Origin of the sequence: Providencia rettgeri, from assembly GCF_041075285.1 — a bacterium.
Taxonomy (GTDB): Bacteria; Pseudomonadota; Gammaproteobacteria; order Enterobacterales; family Enterobacteriaceae; genus Providencia; species Providencia rettgeri_G.
Genome location: NZ_CP163512.1, coordinates 643,391 through 665,748, shown reverse-complemented (window position 1 = coordinate 665,748; position 22,358 = coordinate 643,391). Strand labels below are relative to the sequence as shown.

Sequence of the window (22,358 nt, the reverse complement as noted above, 5' to 3'; positions counted from 1 at the left end):
AATGAGAGATAGTCATCCACAAGCACTTTTCGATGTTCTTGAGGGATCATTGGCAAACTCATCAAATACTTTACAAACCATTCAGCGAAATGCAAAAGCGATTATCAAGCTGAACCGCGCTGTTAAGGGCTTACTACCGACTGAAATTAAACCAATGTGCCGTGTTGCAAACTATCGTAATAATATTATGGTCATTGAAGTGGCAAATGCCAGTTGGATGACCCGTCTTAATTATGAAAAATCGAATCTGCTTTCTGCATTAAGAACGACTATTCTACCATCATTATCGTCTATCGACATCAGAATCAATCCCGATTTAATGCGAAAACCAAAGCAAAATAGTTCACTAACTAACCGAACAGTCACGTCAGTACAAAAAACAAACGAAAGACAGATAAGCGCACAAACAGCGCAAGCACTATTGAAATTAGCAGAGAATAGCCCGAAAGGATTAAGAGAAAGGTTTGAGCGGCTGGCTGCACTAGCCGGAGAGAGTACTAGTGCAACCAACAGAAAGCGCTAACCCTGATTTAGGTTAGCCGCATTATAATTATGCGTATACAGCTGAAGGGGCTTTGAATGCCACTGGCAATTGTGCTTCATCCTCAAAGGTAACCAGATCCCAAGCAGATTCTTTCGCAAGAACGGCTTGTAGAAGTTTGTTATTCAACGCGTGGCCAGATTTGAACGCAGTAAATGCGCCAATAATATTATGCCCACACATGAATAGGTCACCAATTGCATCCAACATTTTGTGACGAACGAATTCATCTTCAAAACGTAAGCCATCTTCATTGAGGACTTTATAGTCATCAACAACGATAGCACAGTCGAAACTACCGCCTAAGCATAAGCCTTGGGATTGCAGATATTCAATATCACGCATAAAACCAAAAGTACGTGCGCGGCTAATTTGGTTCACAAATGATTCCGCTGAGAAATCAAGTGAATAGCGCTGAGTGCTGCTATCAATCGCCGGGTGTTGGAAATCGATAGTGAAATCCAGACTGAAGCCATTATAAGGTCTCATTTCTGCCCACTTATCGCCATCTTCAACACGAACAGTTTCTTTAATACGTAAAAATTTCTTTGCACTGTTTAATTCTTCAATACCGCCATCAAGCAGTAAGAAAACAAATGGTGCTGCACTGCCATCCATAATTGGGATTTCAGGCGCATTGACTTCAATAACAATGTTATCGATACCTAACCCTGCTAAAGCAGCATTCAAATGCTCAACGGTCGAAATACGTACGTTATCTTCATTGACTAAACAAGTACATAACATCGTATCGCGAACGGATTTCGCATCTGCCGGAAAATCAACCGGTGGATTAAGGTCAGTACGACGGTAGATGACCCCGGTATTTGCCGGCGCTGGACGTAAAGTCAGCGTAACTTTTTTGCCGGTATGTAAACCAACACCAGTCGCTGTAATAATACGTTTTAATGTCCGTTGTTTGATCATCGTTTATTTCTCGCAATGTTATAAGTCCTACTGATCATCATACAAGATAATCAGTAGGAAATTTTAGCACAAAAAGCGGAGAATCCAATATAAATAAAATTAATCGGCCTGTTTACGCAAGAACGCTGGAATATCAAGATAATCAGGTTCTTTATTTGTTTGCGTATTTTGGTCATTGACCGCTTTAGCCGCTGCTGGTTTCTCTTCGGTTAATGAAGACATGCTATTTTGCATTTGCTGATAGCGCTGTTCCATTGACGCTTGCTGTGACATTTTGTTGCTAACTAAAGTAATTTCAGGACGTTTGTCCATACCAATACCCGTTGCAACTACAGTCACACGCAGCTCTTCATGCATTTCTGGGTCGAGAGAAGTACCAATTACCACAGTCGCATTATCAGATGCGAATGCACGAATAGTGTTACCTACCGTTTCAAACTCATCCAAACGCAGGTCGAAACCAGCAGTGATGTTGACTAACACACCACGAGCGCCTGACAGGTCGATATCTTCCAGTAATGGGCTAGAAATTGCCATTTCAGCAGCTTCTTCGGCTCTATCTTCACCGCGTGCCACACCAGAACCCATCATTGCGTAGCCCATTTCTGACATAACAGTGCGTACGTCAGCAAAGTCCACGTTCATTAAACCTGGGCGAGTAATCAGTTCTGCAATACCTTGTACAGCGCCTTTTAGTACGTCGTTTGCCGCACCAAAAGCATCCAGTAATGAGATACCACGACCAAGAACTTTTAATAATTTGTCATTTGGGATGGTGATCAGTGAGTCAACATGTTTTGATAACTCAGTGATGCCCGCTTCTGCAAATGCCATGCGCTTTTTGCCTTCAAAATTAAAAGGCTTAGTCACAACAGCAACAGTCAGAATACCCAATTCTTTAGCCACTTCGGCAACGACTGGCGCTGCACCTGTGCCTGTACCACCGCCCATACCTGCTGCGATAAAGACCATGTCCGCGCCATCTAAAGCATTACGTAGCGCTTCACGATCTTCTTCTGCGGCATTACGGCCGACTTCCGGATTTGCACCCGCACCCAGACCTTTTGTAATACCTGTACCGATCTGGATAGTTTGTCCGACTGCGGTTTTACGCAGTGCCTGTGCGTCAGTGTTAACGGCGAAAAATTCAACGCCTTCAATACGTTCACGCACCATGTGTTCAACGGCATTACCGCCGCCGCCACCAACGCCGATGACTTTAATCACCGCATCGTTAGTCAGCTCCATTGGTTCAAACATAATGTCTCTCCGTTTTGTGCTTACTACTTTCGAAGCTAATAATAGGCTTCTTTATTAAAATTAGAATTCCTTTCTCAACCAACTGGTGATTTTACTAAACCAACCAGTGACTGAGGCACGCTTTTCTGTCTCGGTATCATCGCCAAGATGGCTTTCTTTACCGTAATGCAGAAGCCCTACTGCTGTAGAATAATATGGCTCCTGCGCGTAATCCGTTAACCCAGTAATGTTTAGCGGCGTACCAATACGGACCTGCGTATGGAACACTTTTTGTGCGCACTCCACTAAACCGTCAATTTGTGCAGCGCCGCCTGTTAAGACAATACCCGCCGCTAAATGGTGTTTGACACCTTGTTGGCGTAACTGTTCCTGTAAATTTAAAATTTCTTCATTGACTAAGTTTAACAGCTCAGTATACCGCGGCTCGATGACTTCTGCTAAGGTTTGACGTTGTAAACTTCTCGGTGGTCGACCACCTACACTCGGCACTTCCACCGTTTCATCTTTACTCACTATCGAACCGACAGCACAACCGTGGCGAACTTTAATTGCTTCTGCATCACTTGGTGGTGTACCGAATGCATAAGCGATGTCACTGGTAACAACATTCCCTGCATAAGGAATAACTTTGGTATGACGTAACGCGCCACCCGTATAAACGGCCATATCCATGGTACCACCACCGATATCAACCACGCACACACCTAATTCACGTTCATCTTCGGTTAATACGCTATAGCTTGCTGCGAGACCTGCAAAAATGAGCTGGTCAACTTTTAGGCCACAGCGCTCAACTGCTTTCACAATGTTTTTCGCCATATCATTATGGCAAGTAATCAAATGAACTTTTGCTTGCATGCGTACACCAGACAAACCAACCGGGTTTTTAATCCCTTCTTGGTAGTCAATCGCAAACTCTTGCGGGATCACGTGCAAAATTCGATGTTCATCACGAACACGCACAGATTTCGCCGTGTGCACAACGCTATCAACATCCTCTTGTGTCACTTCTTCTTCAGATATTGGCACCATGCCAATTTCATTTTGGCAACTGACATGCTTACCTGATAACGCCAGATAGACAGAGGAAATTTGGCAATCCGCCATCAGTTCTGCTTGGTCGATAGCCCTTTGAACACATTTTACGACAGACTCTAAGTCGTTTACGCCGCCTTTATCCATTCCACGAGATGGACAGCTTCCCACCCCGATAATATTAACCATACCATCGGGCAGAATTTCGCCAACAAGGGCCGATACCTTGGAAGTTCCAATTTCAAGGCCTACCACTAATTTTCTGTCCGTTGCTTTAATCATTTCTTCTGCCTAGTTTGAGTTATTAGCAATATTATTTATTGTAACCCCGGTGGTGCATCGACCAAAACTGGTGCCCAACCCACCGCAGCACCACTGGTATAACGTAAATCGACATAGTCGACTCGTTTGTCCGTTGTTTGCTGCAAAAGCGGATAAAGTTCAAGGAACCGATTTAACCGCTCTGAAACATCTTTTTTGCCAAGTTCAATTCGGACATCGTTATCCAAAATAATTTGCCACGCATGGCGGGCTGTCATTGATAACGATTTAAGTTTTAACTTATTAGTCGCAAGCGTATTTTTAAAATTGGCAAGTTCTTTCAGTACTTCTTTTTGGCTGCCTTGCGGACCATAAAGCAAGACATAATCACCTTTACCATTTTCACTTGCGGGTAAGTTAAACACCCGACCCTCCACATCCACCATGCTTTGATCATTCCATCTGGCGAACGGTTGGTACTCAACAATATGGATCTTTAATTCATCTGGCCATTGTTTACGCACGGTAACTTGGCGTATCCATGGCATCATACTTATTTGGTTTTGGATAGCGTTGACATCAACAGTCATAAATGTCCCCGGCTGCCCTAACGATAAAATTGCCTTTCTTACATCATCGTTTTTGGTGTAATGACGCTCACCGGTTAAGACTAACTTTGACATCGGTAATCTGTCCGCGTCTTTCATCCATGTCATCACCATCCAGCCACTCCAAACGATGGTGCCCACAACGATGAGAAAGAAGAACAACCCACCTAAAAATGCACCGTTACTTGGCCCTGAACGCGGGTCATCATCGTTGTGATGATTAGAATGTCTGACGTTTAACGCTGCTTGTGACATATTAACGCGCCAATTCCAAAATTCGCACGACTAACTGCGAAAAATCTAAACCTGCTTGGCGTGCTGCCATCGGCACTAAGCTATGGCTTGTCATACCCGGTGAAGTGTTAACTTCCAACAAGTAAAACTGCCCATCGCTATCTTGCATCACATCAACACGCCCCCAACCCTCACAACCAACGGCTAAATACGCATTCATGGCTAACTCAGCAAGCTCAGTCTCACGCTGTGCATCTAAACCACTTGGGCAAAAATATTGTGTCTCATCAGACAAATACTTTGCTTCGTAGTCATAAAATATGCCCGGTGGTTGGATGCGAATCGACGGTAGTGTTTTATCACCTAATACCGCGATGGTGTATTCAGGACCACTGAGCCACTTCTCAACTAATACGGTTTCGTCAAAACGAAACGCGAGTTCAAGTGCAGCAGGTAACGCGTCTAAGCTATCAACTTTGCTCATGCCAACACTTGAGCCTTCTAAACTTGGTTTTACAATTAATGGCAAACCCAGCGTGTTAACTTTTGCCGTGATTTGTTCACAGGTCATCTGCAAATGTTGCTGTTTAGTTAAGTATATATAAGGAGATACACTTAGTCCCGCACCTTGCCATAATTGTTTTGTTCTAAGCTTATCCATGCTCAGCGCAGAAGCCATTACACCACTCCCCGTGTATGGCAGGCCAAGGTATTCAAGCATCCCTTGGACAGTGCCATCTTCACCGCCGCGACCATGTAATGCGATGAAAACTTTATCAAAACTGGCTTCTTTTAGGGTAATCACAGGGAAAGTTTTGGTATCAATAGGATGTGCATCAACCCCACTAGCGCGAAGTCCCGCTAGCACGGCATTTCCTGACTGAAGTGATACTTCACGTTCAGCTGATGTTCCACCAAATAGCACCGCAATTTTCTCTGCCATGTTTATTCCTCAACCATCGGCGGTTGCAATTTCGTTTCCGCGAGTGTTTTCGCTATTTTACCAATATTTCCTGCGCCTTGAACTAAAATTAAATCATTTTCATCAAGAGTTTGAGCTAACAGGTGTGGAATTTGTTCCGGCTCCGCAACGTAAATTGGGTCAATTTGACCACGACCACGAATTGTCCTGCATAACGAGCGACTATCAGCCCCTGCGACATGTTTTTCACCCGCTGAATACACATCTAACATCAGCAACACATCCACCTGCCCCAATACATTGACAAAATCGTCATATAAATCACGGGTACGTGTATAGCGATGCGGTTGAAAGATCATCACGATGCGTTTGTCTGGCCAACCTGCTCTTGCTGCTTTGATAGTGGCATCAACCTCGGTTGGATGGTGACCATAGTCATCCACTAACATGACTTCCCCTTCTTTGCCATTCACATTGCGTAATGAAAAATTACCAAGAAAGTCAAAACGGCGACCCGTACCTTGGAATTCCACTAATGCAGACAAAATGTGTAAGTCATCAATGCCTTCTTCTGTTGCAACTGCAACCGCAGCCGTTGCATTTAACGCATTATGGCGACCCGGTGCATTTAATACGACTGTCAATTCTGGTAGACCTTCACGTGCTATCGTGAAAAAGCCTTGATTACCTTTTTGTTCATATTTCGTGATACGCACATCGGCGCCTTCACTGAAACCATAAGTGGTAATGTAGCGACCAATTTTTGGCAATAATGAGCGGATAACGGGATCATCGATACACATCACTGCACGACCATAAAATGGTAAGTTGTGCAGGAAGTTAATGAACGTATCCGTCAAATTATCAAAGTTGCCTTGGTAAGTATCCATGTGATCAGCTTCGATATTTGTCACCACGGCCACTAATGGTTGCAAATGCAAGAACGAGGCATCACTTTCATCGGCTTCCGCTATCAAGTAACGGCTGGTACCTAAACGTGCATGGGTTCCCGCTGATTTTACTAACCCACCGTTAACAAACGTGGGATCTAAACCTGCTTGTGCATAAATACTGGAAATCATTGCGGTGGTAGTGGTTTTACCGTGTGTCCCCGCAACGGCGATACCATGACGATAACGCATTAATTCAGCTAACATTTCTGCTCGACGAATAACAGGAATACGTAATTCTTTTGCCGCTTGAATTTCAGGGTTTTCATTTGAAATCGCGGTGGAAACAACGACAACACTCGCATTTTCAACATTTTCCGGACGGTGATTAAAATAAATGGTTGCACCTAATTCGGTTAATTGTTGAGTCACTGCATTGGGCGCCAAGTCTGAACCACTAATTTCATAGCCTTCATTTGCCAACACTTCAGCGATACCTCCCATGCCAGCACCGCCGATGCCGACAAAATGGATGTGCCTAACTCGTCTCATTTCTGGCACGGATGTTCTTAATTTCGCTAATTGTTGTGTATTCACTCTATTTCTTCGCTTCTTGTAAAATCAGTATCAAATGTGGCTAAAATTATTTAGCCACTTCGCAAATCACAGCGGCAACACGTTCAGTTGCATCACCGATTGCACAATCATGGGCTTTTTTTGCCATCGACAATAATTCTGCTCTGTCCCATTGCTCTAACAATTCAGCCACAGCATCAGCCGTAAATTGTGGCTGTTCGAGAATTTTAGCCGCACCCGCTTTTTCCAGTGGCAGCGCATTCCAATATTGCTGGCGATCTTTATGCTGGAAAGGAACGAAAATAGCCGGTAAGCCTGCGGCTGCAATTTCGCTAACAGTCAATGCACCTGAACGACAGACAACAATATCTGCCCATGCATAAGCTTGCGCCATATCGTCAATAAATTCAGTAACTTTATACTCGGAATTGCCTGAAACTTGCAGTTGTTCATTATACAACGCTTCTGTGGATCCCTGACTGCCTTTTCCTGCTTGATGCCAGATATTTAACTGTTTGCCTACTTTTGCAGCAACTTTCGGCATCACCTGATTCAAAATACGGGCACCTTGGCTGCCCCCGACAACTAAGACGCGTATTGCACCTTCACGCCCCGCTAAACGCACCGCTGGCTCAGGAAGCGCCAAAACGTCTTCGCGAACTGGGTTGCCGACAACGGGCGCATCTGGAAATGCCCCAGGAAACGCTTGCAAAACCCGTTTTGCGATGCGCGATAACCATTTGTTTGTTAACCCCGCAATGCCATTTTGTTCATGCAAAACAACAGGTACACCACACTGCCAAGCCGCAATACCACCGGGACCTGAAACATATCCCCCCATACCTAATACCGCATCAGGTTGGTAGCGTTTAATGATCGCTTTCGCTTGGCGGATCGCTTTATAAATACGCCATGGTGCGCCAAGTTGGGCTGCAATTCCTTTGCCTCTTAAACCAGAAATCTGTATAAATTCAATATCAATGCCATGTTTAGGCACTAAAGTTGCTTCCATTCTATCCGCAGTTCCTAACCAACGAATTTCCCAGCCTTGAGCCTGCAAATAATGCGCCACAGCTAAACCGGGGAAAACATGTCCTCCAGTGCCGCCTGCCATGACCAGTAATTTTTTTTGCTGACTCATTTGGTACTCCTTACAAACGCCTGCGCTTTTTCAAGACGTGTTTCAAAATCAATTCGCAGTAATACCGCTATCGCCGCAGCCATCACCAATAAACTGGAACCACCATAACTAATAAGAGGTAATGTTAATCCTTTTGTTGGTAACATGCCGGATGCGGCACCGACGTTAACCAAGGCTTGGAAAGTAAACCAAATACCGATGGAGCAAGCCATGTAGCCACTAAATAACTGGTTAGACATCAATGCACGGCGACCAATCATCATCGCCCTAAATGCCAGCATAAACACCATTAATAGAACCAATACAACCCCAACATAGCCAAGCTCTTCCGCTAAGACAGAGAAAATAAAGTCTGTATGGGCTTCCGGCAGATACTCGAGTTTCTGTACGGAATTGCCTAACCCTTGCCCAAACATTTCCCCTCGGCCAAACGCCATTAATGACTGGGTTAACTGATAACCACTACCGAATGGGTCATCCCACGGATTTAAAAATGACGTCACACGGCGTAAACGATAAGGTTCAAACCAAATCAGCGCTAGCACACCCACCACACAGGCGGCAATACCGATAATAAATGGCGCTAACCTTGCACCTGCTAAAAATAATAAGCCTAACGTGGTGACAACTAACACTATTACCGTACCTAAGTCAGGTTGTAAAAGCAGTAATGACGCCATCACAATCAAAATACACATCGGTTTAATAAAACCGAGAAAACGCGTGCGAACCTCTTCGGACTTACGAACTAAGTAACTGGAAACATAGCAAAATAAGGTGAATTTAGAAATTTCAGCAGGCTGAATTTTCACTAACCCTACGTCAATCCAGCGGGAAGCTCCGTTAACCGAGCTCCCTGCAACTAATACCACCACTAACATGGCCAATGAGCCCATCAAAAATAGGAAATTATACTTTTCCCAAAAAGCCATCGGGATACGCATGACCCCTAATGATAAGGCGAAAGCAATAATGAGATAGACCATATCGCGTTTTGCAAAATAAAACGGATCTTCGGTGAGACGCTGCCCCACGGGCATTGAGGCGGAAGTCACCATAATGAAACCTATCGCCGCTAAACCGAATGCCAACCACACTAATGTACGGTCGTACAGCGTTGAGCCTGAAATCACGCCATTTTTTTCGCCAATGACCCAATTTTTTAAACGCATCGCACCCGGTATGCCCATTACCCAAGCTCCTTCGCTAATTGAGCAAAGATAGCACCACGCTGCTCAAAGTTTTTAAACTGATCCAAACTGGCACAGGCTGGTGATAGTAACACCATGTCCCCAGCTTTTAACTGCGGTGCAATTTGGCGCATACTTTGTTCCATTGTGTCAGTTAACACCGATTTTTCAGGTGCTAATGATGCCAATACTTTACCATCACGCCCAAAGCAATATAAATGGTAGTTATCCGCTGCAATATATTGTTTTAACGGTGAAAAATCAGCTGACTTACCATCACCACCTAATAATAAATACACGGAACCATCGACATGTAACCCATTTAATGCGGCTTCTGTGCTGCCTACATTGGTTGCTTTGGAGTCATTAATCCAACGTACCCCTTTGTTAAATAATACCAATTCGAATCGATGTGCTAATCCTGCATAGGTTTTCAGTACGTTAATACAAGCTTGACGAGGAATATTCACCGCATCAGCAAGGGCTAACGCTGCCAATGCATTCAAATAGTTATGTTGCCCCGTTAGGCGCATCTCATTGACATCCAACAGTGTTTCACCGTTGACCATCAGCACACGATTTTTAGTATCAAAACAATAATCACCGCTGTTCACCCCAAAACTAATGCATTCATCAGCGGATTGTTCTTCAGGCAGTGTTAACGCGTCTTGCCTATTTACAATGCAATGTTGTGCTTGGTGATAAATTTTTAATTTCGCACGACGATATTGCGCTAACCCCAGCGGATATCGATCCATATGATCTTCGCTGATATTCAGTACCGTCGCGGCCGCCGCTTTTAAGCTTGAAGTGGTTTCGAGCTGAAAACTGGATAACTCTAAAACGTACAATTCATGACCTGAATTAAGCAAAGTGAGTGCCGGCGTACCGATATTACCGCCCACACCAACAGAAATTCCCGCCGCTTTTGCCATTTCGCCCACTAATGAGGTCACTGTGCTTTTACCATTTGACCCTGTAATGGCCACAATCGGTGCATCTGCTTCGCGGCAAAACAGTTCGATATCACCAACAATTTCAATCCCATTTTGTGCCGCTTGCTGTAATTGTGGTGTGGCTAACGCGATCCCAGGACTTGCAACGATCAAATCAGCTTCTTGTAGCCATGCATTATTTAAACTCCCACTGTGGCACTGCACATTATCAGGCAATTTATCCACGCCGGGCGGTGTTGCTCGGGTATCCATCACTCGTGGCACAACACCACGCTCAATGAAAAATTGAACGCAAGATAGGCCGGTTATCCCCAGACCGATAATCACAACGTTCTTACCCAGATATTCAACCATATTAACGCACCTTTAACGTTGCCAGGCCAATCAGCACTAGCATCAAGGAAATAATCCAAAAACGCACGATCACTCGAGGTTCTGGCCAGCCTTTCAATTCATAATGGTGGTGAATTGGTGCCATGCGGAAGATCCGTTGACCGCGTAATTTAAACGAACCAACCTGTAAAATAACGGACAAGGTTTCAACCACAAACACCCCGCCCATCACGACTAATAAGAATTCTTGGCGTAACAAAACAGCAATAGTGCCTAATGCGCCACCAAGAGCCAGTGAACCAACATCGCCCATAAAAACTTGCGCAGGATAAGTGTTAAACCAAAGAAAACCTAAACCTGCCCCTACAATGGCAGTACAGACAATCACCAATTCACCCGCATGTGGTAAAAACGGAATGTGTAGGTAACTCGCAAAATTAACGTTACCTGTCGCCCATGCGACTAAGGCAAAACCGGCAGCAACAAATACCGTTGGCATGATAGCCAAACCATCAAGACCATCTGTCAAATTTACTGCGTTACTGGTACCGACAATCACAAAGTACGTCAGTAAAATGTACAACATCCCCAGTTGTGGCATCACATCTTTGAAAAATGGCACAACCAATTGTGTCGCTGGCGTATCCTTCCCAATGGCATACATGGAAAATGCAACGATTAGCGCGATGATGGACTGCCAGAAATACTTCCAACGAGCAATTAAGCCACGAGTGTCTTTTCTCACCACTTTGCGGTAATCATCCACAAAGCCAACGATGCCGTAACCGATTAACACCAGCAATACACACCAAACGTACGGATTATCTAAACGCGCCCACAGTAGAACAGACACGGTGATGGAAAATAGGATCAATAATCCCCCCATTGTTGGGGTGCCGCGTTTACTAAAGTGTGATTCTGGCCCCTCGTTACGTACCACTTGCCCAATTTGCATTTTTTGCAGGTAAGTAATTAGATGCGGTCCCATCCATAACGCAATCGAAAGTGCAGTCAGCAAACCGACAATGGCTCTGAACGTCAGGTACGAAAAGACGTTAAAAACAGAAAACTTGTGGACTAACATTTCGGCAAGCCAGACTAACATTCAAAGCACTCCTTCAATGCATTCACGACATCTTCCATCGCGGCGCTGCGTGAACCTTTAACTAAAATGGAAACAACATCATTCTGCTGTGCTAGCGGAATTAGTCGGGTTAATAAATCGGTTTTCACCGTGAAGTGCTCACCACACTCACTTAATTCACTGATCAACTCACTCAGTTGACCAACGCTTAATACTTTGTCTAAACCAGCCTGTTTTGCCGCTAGGCCAACACGCTGATGGCACTCTTGTGCGTAATCGCCCAGTTCCCCCATATCCCCCACCACTAAAATGCGGTAGCCCGGCATTTTTTCTAGCACCTTTATGGCCGCAATCATGGAGCCATCATTAGCATTATAAGTGTCATCTAACACCACTTTCTGTTCTGCTAAGCGAATAGGATATAAGCGTCCCGGTACCGCTTTCGTATTTGCTATGCCATTTTTGATGTCTTCAAGGCTCGCCCCAACCGAAATGGCTAATGCACTCGCCGCAAGTACGTTGGCAATATTGTGTATGCCCGGTAACGGTAATGTGAGATCAGCACGCCCGACTGGGGTATGTAATACAAAATCGGTCGTCAACTGATTGATTTGAATATCGGTCGGGTAAAAATCAGCTTTAGATTGCGGTGTCAGTGAGTAATACCACACAGTTTGGCGTGGTTGGAACTGCCATTTTTCACTGTAGCTATCCAAGTTCACAATCGCGGTCCCTTCTTCAGGGAGCCCTTGATAAATTTCACCCTTGGCTTGAGCAACACCTTCAGGAGACCCAAACCCCGCTAAATGTGCGCCAAATAAATTGTTAACTAATGCGCTTTCGGGCTTCACAATATTGGTGGTATACGCGATTTCATGTGGATGGTTAGCCCCCATTTCAATCACAGCGAACTCATACTCTGGAGTCAAACGAAATAGCGTTAATGGCACGCCAATATCATTATTTAGGTTACCGGCGGTATATAAAGTTTTACCACGTTGAGCCAAAATGGATGCGGTCATTTCCTTCACGGAGGTTTTACCTGATGACCCTGTTAAACCGACAATGCGAGCACTCACTTGCTGGCGAACCCAAGCCGCCAATTGCCCCATCGCAATACGAGTATTTTCCACAATGACTTGAGGACAGTTGACCGCCAATTTGCGCTCAACTAATAATGCTTTCGCACCGTCTGCCACCACTTGCTCAGCAAAATCGTGGGCATCAAAGCGCTCACCTTTAAGCGCAATAAACAGGCTGTTTTCGCCAATTTTACGACTGTCTGTACTGACAGTTTCAAGCAGTAACTCACTGGTAGGTGAGAATTCAATCTCTCCAGAGGTCAATTTTGCAAGTTGTGTGAGGGTTAATGGGATCATGCGATCACCCCCAATAGCCGTGCCACCGTTAAACGGTCTGAGTAGTCCAACTTGCGATTGCCAATGATTTGGTAATCTTCATGACCTTTACCTGCAAGGACAATCACATCATCTGGCGACGCTTGCAAAATCGTATTGGTAACCGCTTCTGGGCGTCCCGGTATCGCTAAAGCGCGGCTAGGATCTAACAACCCGGCCAAAATATCGTTAATAATATCGTTCGGGTCTTCACTACGTGGGTTATCGTCAGTGATCACAATTTTATCTGCCCACTCTTCAGCAGCTGCGCCCATCAGTGGGCGCTTACCCTTGTCACGATCCCCACCGCAACCAAACACACACCAAAGGCGTCCTTTACAATGTAAACGAGCCGCCGAGAGGGCTTTTTCTAAGGCATCCGGTGTATGTGCATAGTCGACAACAACGGTCGGTTTGTTCGGTGCGCTAAAGACTTCCATTCGACCACACACTGGGGAAAGGGAAGATGTCGATGCTAATAATTTCTCAAGTGGATAATCCATCATTAACAAGGTCGCCATCGCAACTAATAAGTTACTGACGTTGAATGCCCCCATCAATGGGCTTTCAAATGAACCATTACCCCACGAGGAATCAAAATGAATGGTGGCACCTTTGTCGTGGTATTCCACGTTTGTGGCTTTTAACCATGGACCTTGCCAATTTGCTGGGATCCGGTTTTCCATCGTCACGGCACACGCTTGTGGTAAGCGCAGCAACCATTTCAGTCCTACTTGATCATCGGCATTAATAATTTGATTTTTTGTTTGATGTGTCGAGAACAATAGCCACTTAGCCGCTTCGTAGTTTTCCATATCACCATGATAATCAAGGTGATCGCGACTTAGGTTAGTAAATACCGCCGCTTCAAATTGCAATGCTGCCACACGACCTTGTACTAAACCGTGGGAAGAAACTTCCATGGCCGTCAGCGTGGCTTTTTTATTTAATAATTGCGTCAATTCGAGCTGAATATCCACCGCAGATCCCGTGGTATTTTCCGTTGGCGAAACCTGACCTAATAAACCATTCCCAACAGTTCCCATCACAGCACTGGTCTCACCAAGACCTTGAGCCCACTGTGCGATAAGTTGAGTTGTCGTGGTTTTGCCGTTCGTTCCTGTCACACCCACTAATTTCATTTGGCTAGAAGGCTGCTGATAAAACTCACCAGCCAGTGCCGATAATCGGTTGTTTAAGTCATTAAGATAAATAACTGGCACACCGTGAACAAAACGAATTTCGCCTTCTTCGGCTTCACCTTGTGCCTCTGCAATCACAGCACTAACCCCTTGTGCAATCGCTTGAGGAATATAGTGCCGACCATCCGACTGATGGCCTTTTATGGCAATAAACAGATCGCCCGCGGCAGCCTTTCGGCTGTCTAGCGTCATCTCACGTAGTGAGATAGGAGTTGTGCTCACACCAAACGGTGCGAGGAGATCACAAAGATTACGATCTGCCACTTTTAACCTCTTTTTGACTGTTCACAATTTCATTTTTATCGTTAGGTTGTAATGCATCTGGCTCAACATTCATCAGTCGTAAAACACCACCCATAATTGAGCCAAACACGGGAGCAGAAACTGCCCCTCCGTAATATTTACCGCCGCTTGGCTCGTTGATCAGTACAACAAGCGCATAGCGTGGATTACTCGCAGGCGCGACCCCCGCGGCATAAGCGAGGTATTTTTCAACATAGCGCCCTTCAGGACCGACTTTTTTCGCCGTTCCCGTTTTAATTGCGATTCGGTAGCCTTTAATAGCGGCTCGAGCACCACCACCGCCGGGTAATGCCACACTTTCCATCATATGTACCACGGTGCGCATAATTGGCTCTGGGAAAACTCGCGTCCCCGGAACCGGTGGATCCACTTTTGTGATGGATAATGGTCTGTAGATACCAAAACTACCGATTGTTGCGTAAGCTCGCGCTAATTGTAACGGTGTTACCATTTGCCCGTAGCCAAAAGAAAAGGTGGCCCTATCTAAATCAGACCACCGTGTTTTTTTACTTGGAAAGATGCCACTACTTTCCCCGACTAACCCCAGATTAGTCGGCTTGCCAAACCCAAAGCGGCTATACACATCCACCAGCTCTGTAGCAGGCATCGCTAACGCCAGTTTAGAAACACCCACGTTACTCGACTTCTGTAAAATCCCAGTAATGGTTAATTCCGCATAGCGCGCAACGTCTTTGATTTCATGACCGCTAATACGATACGGATATGTATTAATTACTGAGTTTTCTTTAATAATTTTATTGTGCAGTGCACTCATTACCACCATGGGTTTTACCGTTGAGCCCGGTTCAAAAATATCGGTTATCGCACGGTTACGCATGGCATCCATAGAGGTACCGGCAAGATTATTTGGGTTATAAGATGGGCTGTTTGCCATCGCCAAAATTTCACCTGTGTGCACATCCACCAAAATCGCCACACCTGATTCAGCTTTGTTTTCTTGCACGCCGCGAGTAAGTTCTCGGTAAACGATCGATTGAATACGTTCATCGATACTCAACGTTAAGTTATGCGCCGCTTGGCTATCAACAGACGAAATCGTTTCAATCACTCGGCCATTGCGGTCTTTACGAACAGTACGTTCTCCCGGAGAACCTTTTAGCCAGCGGTCAAAGCTTTTTTCAACGCCTTCAATACCTTCCCCATCAATATTCGTCACACCAAGTAAATGCGCAGTCACTGGGCCTGAAGGATAATAACGGCGGGATTCTTTACGCAGATAAATACCCGGAATTTTTAATTTTTTAACATAATCACCAATAGACGGGTTAACTTGGCGGGCTAAATACACAAAACGGCCACGCGGGTTGGCCGATATTTTTTTGGTAATTTGTTCCAGTGGAATTTCGAGTGCATCTGCAAGTGCTTTCCAGTGCTCATCGTTGCTAACCCCACCTTTCTCAAACACTTCTTTTGGATCAGCCCAAATCGCATTGACGGGAACACTAACAGCAAGCTGCCGCCCTTCACGGTCGCTAATCATACCCCGAGCCGTCGCCACTTCCTGAACGCGTAAAGAGCGCAAGTCCCCCTCTTTGACAAGCTTTTCAGGGGCAATAATTTGTAAGTAGGCAACGCGCGTTAGTAACCCCACTAATGCCAAGACAATGCACCCGCACAGCAAAATAAAGCGCCAGCGGACAAAGCTGGTACTTTCTTCTTGTTTCTTATTTCTTGCTGCTTTTGGTGCTTTCATTGGAACCCTTTTTATTGTTGAGAAACAATAATTTTTTCTTGCGATGGCTCAACTTGAACCATCTGTAATTTATCAACGGACAAACGTTCAATCCGGCTATGGCTCCCTAAGGCATTTTCCTCAAGGATCAGATTGCGCCATTCAATATCCAGAGAATCTTTCTCTTCATATAATTTGTCTTTTGTTGCAGTTAATAAACGCGTTTCGTGAGCTGTCGTCACCACAAACACCGCGCTAATAATAATTGCAGCCAATAAAATCAAAGGAACGATACCGTAGCGAAATAAGTCACGTCCAATCACGCGTGCTAGGCTGTGCCTTTCAGGGATCATTATTGTGTCGCCTTTTCTGCAAAACGCAGCACCGAACTACGTGCCCGTGGATTTTCATCAATTTCGTTATCGGAAGGCTTCATTTTGCCTAAATCACGTAACTGTGCCGCCCCTAACGCTTTAATTTGCGTTTCCGTCAGAGGGATCCCTGCGGGGACACTCGGCCCTTTACTATTTTTACGAATAAATTGTTTCACTAATCTGTCTTCTAAAGAGTGAAAACTGATCACTGACAAACGCCCTTGCGGCGCTAAAACCGCCATCGCACCGTTCAAGGCTTGCTCAATCTCTTCCAGCTCGCTATTTATATAGATGCGGATCGCCTGAAAGCTCCGAGTCGCAGGGTGCTTATGTCGGTCTTTCATCGGGCTGACTTTTGAAATTAATTCAGCCAGATGACGTGTACGAGTTAATGGCTCTTCTTCAGGATTATGATTACGTTCGACTATCGCCCTTGCGATTCGCTTTGAAAAACGCTCTTCACCAAAGGTTTTTAGCACCCACGCAATATCGTCAGCGTCGGCATTCATTAACCACTGCTGTGCCGATTGACCTTTTGTGGGATCCATACGCATATCTAATGGCCCGTCACGCATAAACGAAAACCCTCTTTCTGGGTCGTCCAATTGCGGTGAAGACACGCCTAAATCGAGTAAAACACCATCGATTTGCCCCACCAGCCCTTCTTCTTCCACATACTTTGCTATTTCAGAGAATGGCCCGTGTTTAATGGTAAAACGCGGATCATCAATGGATTGGGCCGCTTTAATTGCCTCTGGGTCGCGGTCAATGGCAATTAAACGTCCATTTTCACCCAGTTGACTTAAAATTAAGCGAGAATGACCACCACGACCAAATGTGCCGTCGATATAAATACCATTTGGCTTAATATTCAAACCATTAACGGCTTCATCCAATAATACGGTTACGTGCTTAAATTGCTGTTGCGTCATTGTTATAGTGACAAATCCTGTAAACGGGCTGAGAGTGGTTCTGTGGTGAGACGCTCAGCAGCGATATCATTTTCCACTTGTTTGTACCAAGTTTGCTCATCCCAAAGTTCAAATTTATTTATTTGGCCAACCAACATGACCTCTTTGGTTAGCCCTGCGTGTTGTCGCAATGTATTGGCTAACAAAAGACGTCCTGCATTATCCATCTGGCATTCGCTGGCATGACCGAGTAAAAGCCGTTGAACGCGTCGCTCTGCTTCGTTCATCGTGGATAAGCGCGAAAGTTTCTCTTCAATGATCTCCCATTCAGGCAAGGTATAAAGCAGCAGACATGGCTGGTGAAGGTCAATGGTACACACCATTTGCCCTTTCGCTTCCTCAATCAGCATTCCTCGATAACGAGTAGGCACGGTTAGCCGCCCTTTGCTGTCGAGATTAACCAGTGTTGCCCCACGAAACATACCCGATTAAACCCCTTTTATTTCCTTGTCTCCCACTTTACCCCACAATTCTCCACATATAAAGTTTACGAATGGTATGAAAACCTTGTCAAGCCAGTCACGTCCAGCTTTAGGTTTATTTACAGAACAATTCAGAAAATATAAGGATGGATAAAATCTGACTTGGAAAGAAAATAAGAAATAACAAATTGATATAATTAGCATATTTTATAAATTTCACACAAAACCGCAAAAACGTTATTTGTTGCTGCGAAATTATACAAATTACGCTAAATCCAATCTATATCTCATTTTTCATCAGTGTATTTCGTACCAATTCTTTACTTTTAATCTGTTCTCAAAATAATGTTAGAAGCCACTCAAAATAAAAACACCACGCTAGCAAAATAAAATCTTTATATTTCAAATAACTAAATAACTGTTTTAATAAACAGTACTCTTATCAAGAAAAAACTGACTCGGTCGATACCGCTATTCACAATAGTGACTGTTTTTTTATTTTTGCCACATTTAGCTTTTGTTACAAAATAAGCAAAAAAACCGATTAGGATAATTCCTAAAGTGAAATATTTGCTGATTTTAAGCCTACAAAAAAGGGCCCCTAGTATATAGGGGCCCTTATATTACTCATAATAGTGATCAACATCACTCATTATTGCGAGGCTTTACACTGATTGCCCAAAGTTAAGGCTATTTTTATTGCTTACGGCCTAAACTTCCGCGACGACAGAGATCACGACGAATTCGAGTTATACCGGTATCCGGTTTTTGTTTCTCGTCAAGGCTTGCTAATACGAGCTCTAAAATACGTTCTGCAATATCCCGATGACGCTGAGCAAGTGACAACACAGGGCAACCGAGGAAATCCAATAATTCGTTATCCCCAAAGGTGGCGATGACCATGTGCTCAGGTAAGCGACCACTGCGTTTTAATGCCACATCCAGTACACCTTGGAGTAATGAAAAAGATGTCGTAAATAACGCATCAGGCATTTCATTACCACTGTCTAACCAATTTGCAAACACTTCTGCTGCGGAATCACGCTCATAGCTATTAGCATACAAATAGTCAACTTCACGTGTATCGCCATTCCATGCTTTGCGAAAACCTTGTTCACGCAAATAACTGACAGACAGTTCAGGTAACGCCCCTAAATACAATACCGATTCAGCTTTGAACTTACGCAATTCTGCTGAAATCATGAAAGCATCTTCTTGGTCGTCCCCTACAACGCTAATAAAGTGCTCTTTTTCAAGCGCTCTATCTAATGCAATGATAGGGAGCGACCGATTTGCCCAGCGTTGGTAAAAAGGGTGTTCTGGTGGGAGTGCTGTAGACACAATAATGGCATCAACTTGGCGCTGTAACAGGTGTTCAACACAACGAATTTCGTTATCGGGTTGATCTTCAGAGCAAGCGATTAACAGTTGGTAACCACGTTGACGTGCCTGCCTTTCTAAATAATTCGCTATACGTGTATAGCTGGTATTTTCCAGATCAGGGATCACCAACCCAATGGAACGGGTGCGCCCTGCACGTAGCCCCGCAGCAACTGCATTTGGATGGTAATTGTGCTCTCTGACGACTGCCATCACTTTTTCAACAGTTTTATCGCTGACTCGATACTGCTTGGCTTTGCCGTTGATCACATAACTAGCCGTTGTGCGGGAAACACCCGCTAAACGGGCTATCTCATCCAGTTTCACGTTAACCTCTTTTTAATTTCGGAAATAGTCCCGAGTCATTCGAGACCTTATATCCGAGTATTCTACCTTTGGATGATAAATTTTTCATCGCATAATTTTATCGCCACGTGAAACACCAACGATACCGGAACGCACAACTTCAACAATTTCAGCAACACCACGTACTGATTCAATAAAAGCATCCAGTTTATCGCTTGTTCCTGCAAGCTGAACGGTATAAAGCGTCGGTGTAACATCAACGATTTGCCCACGGAAAATATCCGCGCAACGCTTCACTTCATCACGCCCATAACCAGAAGCTTGTAGCTTCACTAACATGATCTCACGTTCAATATGTGCTGAAGCCGTCAGCTCACTCACACGTAAAACATCCACTAGCTTGTGCAACTGTTTCTCAATTTGTTCAAGAACCTTTGCATCACCTTTGGTTTGGATGGTCATACGGGATAGCGTAGGATCATCAGTCGGTGCAACAGTCAAACTTTCAATATTATAACCGCGCTGAGAGAACAGACCGATGACACGGGATAAGGCACCAGATTCATTTTCTAATAAAACGGATAAAATACGACGCATGATCAGGTCCTCTCTGTTTTACTCAACCACATTTCGTCCATTGCGCCACCACGAATTTGCATTGGATAAACATGTTCGGTTTCATCAATATTGATATCAACAAATACTAAGCGTTGGTTTTCATTCACTTCAACAAGAGCTTGCTTAAGTTTTTCTTCCAGTTCATCCGGGGAAGCGATAGAAATCCCAACATGACCATACGCCTGTGCTAATTTAATAAAATCAGGCAGCGACTGCATGTAGGATTGAGAATGGCGACCTTGATAAATCATGTCCTGCCACTGTTTCACCATTCCTAAGAAACCATTATTGAGATTCAGCACTAACACTGGCAGACCATATTGCAATGCCGTTGATAGCTCTTGAATATTCATTTGAATACTGCCATCACCTGTCACGCAAACCACCGTTGCATTTGGATGTGCTAACTTCACGCCTAAAGCGGCAGGTAAACCAAAGCCCATTGTGCCTAGCCCACCTGAATTAATCCAATGGCGAGGCTTATCAAAAGGGTAATACAGTGCAGCAAACATTTGGTGTTGACCCACATCCGATGTGACGTAAGCTTCGCCATTTGTTAAGCGGTAAATCATTTCAATTGCTTGTTGTGGTTTTACTTTCGTTGGATTGGTTTCATAGCGTAAACACTGTTTTTTGCGCCACTCTTCAATGTCTTTCCACCACGCTTTTAACGCATTTTCATCTTGTGTCGCAGATGCTTGATCTAATTGTCCTAACATCTGTTTTAAGGTCAATTTTGCATCACCCACAATCGGAATATCTGCATTAACCGTTTTTGAAATTGAGGTTGGGTCAACATCAATTTGGATCACTGTCGCATTCGGACAATATTTTTCTAAATTATTGGTTGTACGGTCATCAAAGCGTACCCCAACAGCAAAAATCACATCCGAATTATGCATCACTTTATTGGCTTCATAAGTCCCGTGCATGCCTAGCATACCAACGGATTGCTGATGGGTTTCAGGGAAAGCCCCTAAGCCCATCAACGTAGAAACGACAGGGAGTTTTAATGCTTCTGCTAATTCGATGATTTCAGCGGAGCAATTGGCATTGATAGCACCACCACCAATATAAAAAACCGGCTTTTTCGCGGCAATTAATTTAGAAAGTGCTTTTTTAATCTGCCCTTTGTGCCCTTGCAATGTTGGGTTGTACGACCGCAAGGAAACAGATTCAGGGTAACGATAGGGAAATTTAAGCGCTGGGTTCACCGTGTCTTTTGGGAAGTCAATAACCACAGGTCCAGGTCGACCACTCGCCGCAATATAAAACGCTTTTTTAATGGTTTCTGGAATTTCTTCAGCGCTTTTAATCAAGAAACTGTGTTTCACAATCGGGCGTGATATCCCCACCATGTCACATTCTTGGAATGCATCATTACCAATTAAAGAGCTGGCAACTTGCCCTGACAGAACGACCATCGGCACTGAGTCCATATATGCCGTTGCAATGCCAGTAATTGCATTGGTTGCTCCTGGACCAGACGTGACCAGAACCACCCCAACATCCCCCGTTGAGCGAGCATAACCATCCGCCATATGCACCGCTGCTTGTTCATGACGCACAAGGATATGTTCAACACCACCAACGGTGTGCAGTGCATCGTAAATATCTAATACTGCACCGCCTGGATATCCAAACACGTGCTTTACGCCTTGGTCAATCAATGACTTGACGACCATTTCAGCTCCCGACAACATCTCCATGAGTTTGCCCCCAGACATTATTTGC

Annotated in this window: 20 protein-coding genes; 1 reads left to right on the top strand and 19 read right to left on the bottom strand. The window is 44.6% G+C overall.

All coding sequences use genetic code 11. The annotated features are described in order from the left end of the window. Nucleotide 1 precedes the first annotated feature (1 nt). Nucleotides 2-523, top strand: coding sequence for a DUF721 domain-containing protein (locus AB6N04_RS02935; RefSeq protein WP_369310440.1), 522 nt, complete (start codon nucleotides 2-4; stop codon nucleotides 521-523). Between the two features lie 27 nt (nucleotides 524-550). Here the strand turns inward: AB6N04_RS02935 and lpxC are convergent, their stop codons facing one another. The 19 genes from lpxC to ilvI form a co-directional block, all read right to left on the bottom strand. After that, nucleotides 551-1,468 carry a UDP-3-O-acyl-N-acetylglucosamine deacetylase gene (gene lpxC, locus AB6N04_RS02930; protein WP_369310438.1) on the bottom strand — a complete coding sequence of 306 codons (918 nt, stop codon included), beginning with the start codon at nucleotides 1,466-1,468 and terminating at the stop codon, nucleotides 551-553. A 99-nt stretch (nucleotides 1,469-1,567) separates the two neighbouring features. Further along, nucleotides 1,568-2,728 (bottom strand): cell division protein FtsZ, encoded by a 1,161-nt coding sequence (gene ftsZ, locus AB6N04_RS02925; protein WP_206082694.1) that lies wholly within the window; start codon nucleotides 2,726-2,728, stop codon nucleotides 1,568-1,570. A 60-nt stretch (nucleotides 2,729-2,788) separates the two neighbouring features. Then, entirely contained in the window at nucleotides 2,789-4,045 is a 1,257-nt protein-coding gene (ftsA, locus tag AB6N04_RS02920) for a cell division protein FtsA (RefSeq protein ID WP_369310436.1), read from the bottom strand. A gap of 35 nt (nucleotides 4,046-4,080) precedes the next feature. After that, entirely contained in the window at nucleotides 4,081-4,887 is an 807-nt protein-coding gene (ftsQ, locus tag AB6N04_RS02915) for a cell division protein FtsQ (RefSeq protein WP_369310435.1), read from the bottom strand. Nucleotide 4,888: 1 nt separating this feature from the next. Beyond that, complete coding sequence (locus AB6N04_RS02910; RefSeq protein WP_369310434.1) at nucleotides 4,889-5,809, bottom strand: D-alanine--D-alanine ligase; 921 nt, start codon at nucleotides 5,807-5,809, stop codon at nucleotides 4,889-4,891. Between the two features lie 2 nt (nucleotides 5,810-5,811). Beyond that, nucleotides 5,812-7,230 (bottom strand): UDP-N-acetylmuramate--L-alanine ligase, encoded by a 1,419-nt coding sequence (murC, locus tag AB6N04_RS02905; protein WP_369311936.1) that lies wholly within the window; start codon nucleotides 7,228-7,230, stop codon nucleotides 5,812-5,814. 91 nt (nucleotides 7,231-7,321) lie between these two features. Then, nucleotides 7,322-8,395, bottom strand: a complete 1,074-nt coding sequence (gene murG, locus AB6N04_RS02900) for an undecaprenyldiphospho-muramoylpentapeptide beta-N-acetylglucosaminyltransferase (protein ID WP_369310433.1) — start codon at nucleotides 8,393-8,395, stop codon at nucleotides 7,322-7,324. Further along, nucleotides 8,392-9,585 carry a cell division protein FtsW gene (gene ftsW, locus AB6N04_RS02895; protein ID WP_369310432.1) on the bottom strand — a complete coding sequence of 398 codons (1,194 nt, stop codon included), beginning with the start codon at nucleotides 9,583-9,585 and terminating at the stop codon, nucleotides 8,392-8,394. The genes murG and ftsW overlap by 4 nt, the downstream gene beginning before the upstream one ends. Next, nucleotides 9,585-10,895, bottom strand: a complete 1,311-nt coding sequence (murD, locus tag AB6N04_RS02890) for a UDP-N-acetylmuramoyl-L-alanine--D-glutamate ligase (protein ID WP_369310431.1) — start codon at nucleotides 10,893-10,895, stop codon at nucleotides 9,585-9,587. The genes ftsW and murD overlap by 1 nt, the downstream gene beginning before the upstream one ends. 1 nt (nucleotide 10,896) lies before the next feature. Further along, nucleotides 10,897-11,979: a phospho-N-acetylmuramoyl-pentapeptide-transferase gene (gene mraY / locus AB6N04_RS02885; protein WP_369310430.1), complete on the bottom strand. Its 1,083-nt coding sequence runs from the start codon at nucleotides 11,977-11,979 to the stop codon at nucleotides 10,897-10,899. Further along, nucleotides 11,973-13,337 carry a UDP-N-acetylmuramoyl-tripeptide--D-alanyl-D-alanine ligase gene (murF, locus tag AB6N04_RS02880; protein WP_369310429.1) on the bottom strand — a complete coding sequence of 455 codons (1,365 nt, stop codon included), beginning with the start codon at nucleotides 13,335-13,337 and terminating at the stop codon, nucleotides 11,973-11,975. The genes mraY and murF overlap by 7 nt, the downstream gene beginning before the upstream one ends. After that, nucleotides 13,334-14,821 (bottom strand): UDP-N-acetylmuramoyl-L-alanyl-D-glutamate--2,6-diaminopimelate ligase, encoded by a 1,488-nt coding sequence (gene murE / locus AB6N04_RS02875; protein WP_369310428.1) that lies wholly within the window; start codon nucleotides 14,819-14,821, stop codon nucleotides 13,334-13,336. The genes murF and murE overlap by 4 nt, the downstream gene beginning before the upstream one ends. Further along, on the bottom strand, nucleotides 14,808-16,574 hold the full coding sequence (gene ftsI, locus AB6N04_RS02870; RefSeq protein WP_369310427.1) for a peptidoglycan glycosyltransferase FtsI: 1,767 nt from the start codon (nucleotides 16,572-16,574) through the stop codon (nucleotides 14,808-14,810). Before ftsI ends, murE begins: the two co-directional genes overlap by 14 nt. Before the next feature lie 11 nt (nucleotides 16,575-16,585). Beyond that, nucleotides 16,586-16,906, bottom strand: a complete 321-nt coding sequence (ftsL, locus tag AB6N04_RS02865; RefSeq protein WP_369310426.1) for a cell division protein FtsL — start codon at nucleotides 16,904-16,906, stop codon at nucleotides 16,586-16,588. After that, nucleotides 16,906-17,859, bottom strand: coding sequence for a 16S rRNA (cytosine(1402)-N(4))-methyltransferase RsmH (rsmH, locus tag AB6N04_RS02860; protein WP_369310425.1), 954 nt, complete (start codon nucleotides 17,857-17,859; stop codon nucleotides 16,906-16,908). Before rsmH ends, ftsL begins: the two co-directional genes overlap by 1 nt. Nucleotides 17,860-17,861: 2 nt before the next feature. Next, a complete protein-coding gene (mraZ, locus tag AB6N04_RS02855) occupies nucleotides 17,862-18,320 on the bottom strand; it encodes a division/cell wall cluster transcriptional repressor MraZ (RefSeq protein ID WP_369310424.1) in 459 nt (152 codons plus the stop codon). A 696-nt stretch (nucleotides 18,321-19,016) separates the two neighbouring features. Continuing rightward, nucleotides 19,017-20,027 (bottom strand): catabolite repressor/activator, encoded by a 1,011-nt coding sequence (gene cra, locus AB6N04_RS02850; RefSeq protein ID WP_369310423.1) that lies wholly within the window; start codon nucleotides 20,025-20,027, stop codon nucleotides 19,017-19,019. An 84-nt stretch (nucleotides 20,028-20,111) separates the two neighbouring features. Then, nucleotides 20,112-20,603: an acetolactate synthase small subunit gene (gene ilvN / locus AB6N04_RS02845; RefSeq protein ID WP_206082710.1), complete on the bottom strand. Its 492-nt coding sequence runs from the start codon at nucleotides 20,601-20,603 to the stop codon at nucleotides 20,112-20,114. 2 nt (nucleotides 20,604-20,605) lie between these two features. Continuing rightward, nucleotides 20,606-22,333: an acetolactate synthase 3 large subunit gene (ilvI, locus tag AB6N04_RS02840; protein WP_369310422.1), complete on the bottom strand. Its 1,728-nt coding sequence runs from the start codon at nucleotides 22,331-22,333 to the stop codon at nucleotides 20,606-20,608. Between the last annotated feature and the right edge of the window lie 25 nt (nucleotides 22,334-22,358).

Excerpts from the sequence above, each read along its gene's own strand:
- AB6N04_RS02935 (WP_369310440.1), top strand. The coding sequence starts at position 2 with ATGAGAGATAGTCATCCACAAGCACTTTTCGATGTTCTTGAGGGATCA.
- lpxC (WP_369310438.1), bottom strand. The coding sequence starts at position 1,468 with ATGATCAAACAACGGACATTAAAACGTATTATTACAGCGACTGGTGTT.
- ftsZ (WP_206082694.1), bottom strand. The coding sequence starts at position 2,728 with ATGTTTGAACCAATGGAGCTGACTAACGATGCGGTGATTAAAGTCATC.
- ftsA (WP_369310436.1), bottom strand. The coding sequence starts at position 4,045 with ATGATTAAAGCAACGGACAGAAAATTAGTGGTAGGCCTTGAAATTGGA.
- ftsQ (WP_369310435.1), bottom strand. The coding sequence starts at position 4,887 with ATGTCACAAGCAGCGTTAAACGTCAGACATTCTAATCATCACAACGAT.
- AB6N04_RS02910 (WP_369310434.1), bottom strand. The coding sequence starts at position 5,809 with ATGGCAGAGAAAATTGCGGTGCTATTTGGTGGAACATCAGCTGAACGT.
- murC (WP_369311936.1), bottom strand. The coding sequence starts at position 7,230 with ATGAGACGAGTTAGGCACATCCATTTTGTCGGCATCGGCGGTGCTGGC.
- murG (WP_369310433.1), bottom strand. The coding sequence starts at position 8,395 with ATGAGTCAGCAAAAAAAATTACTGGTCATGGCAGGCGGCACTGGAGGA.
- ftsW (WP_369310432.1), bottom strand. The coding sequence starts at position 9,585 with ATGGGCATACCGGGTGCGATGCGTTTAAAAAATTGGGTCATTGGCGAA.
- murD (WP_369310431.1), bottom strand. The coding sequence starts at position 10,895 with ATGGTTGAATATCTGGGTAAGAACGTTGTGATTATCGGTCTGGGGATA.
- mraY (WP_369310430.1), bottom strand. The coding sequence starts at position 11,979 with ATGTTAGTCTGGCTTGCCGAAATGTTAGTCCACAAGTTTTCTGTTTTT.
- murF (WP_369310429.1), bottom strand. The coding sequence starts at position 13,337 with ATGATCCCATTAACCCTCACACAACTTGCAAAATTGACCTCTGGAGAG.
- ftsI (WP_369310427.1), bottom strand. The coding sequence starts at position 16,574 with ATGAAAGCACCAAAAGCAGCAAGAAATAAGAAACAAGAAGAAAGTACC.
- ftsL (WP_369310426.1), bottom strand. The coding sequence starts at position 16,906 with ATGATCCCTGAAAGGCACAGCCTAGCACGCGTGATTGGACGTGACTTA.
- rsmH (WP_369310425.1), bottom strand. The coding sequence starts at position 17,859 with ATGACGCAACAGCAATTTAAGCACGTAACCGTATTATTGGATGAAGCC.
- mraZ (WP_369310424.1), bottom strand. The coding sequence starts at position 18,320 with ATGTTTCGTGGGGCAACACTGGTTAATCTCGACAGCAAAGGGCGGCTA.
- ilvN (WP_206082710.1), bottom strand. The coding sequence starts at position 20,603 with ATGCGTCGTATTTTATCCGTTTTATTAGAAAATGAATCTGGTGCCTTA.
- ilvI (WP_369310422.1), bottom strand. The coding sequence starts at position 22,333 with ATGGAGATGTTGTCGGGAGCTGAAATGGTCGTCAAGTCATTGATTGAC.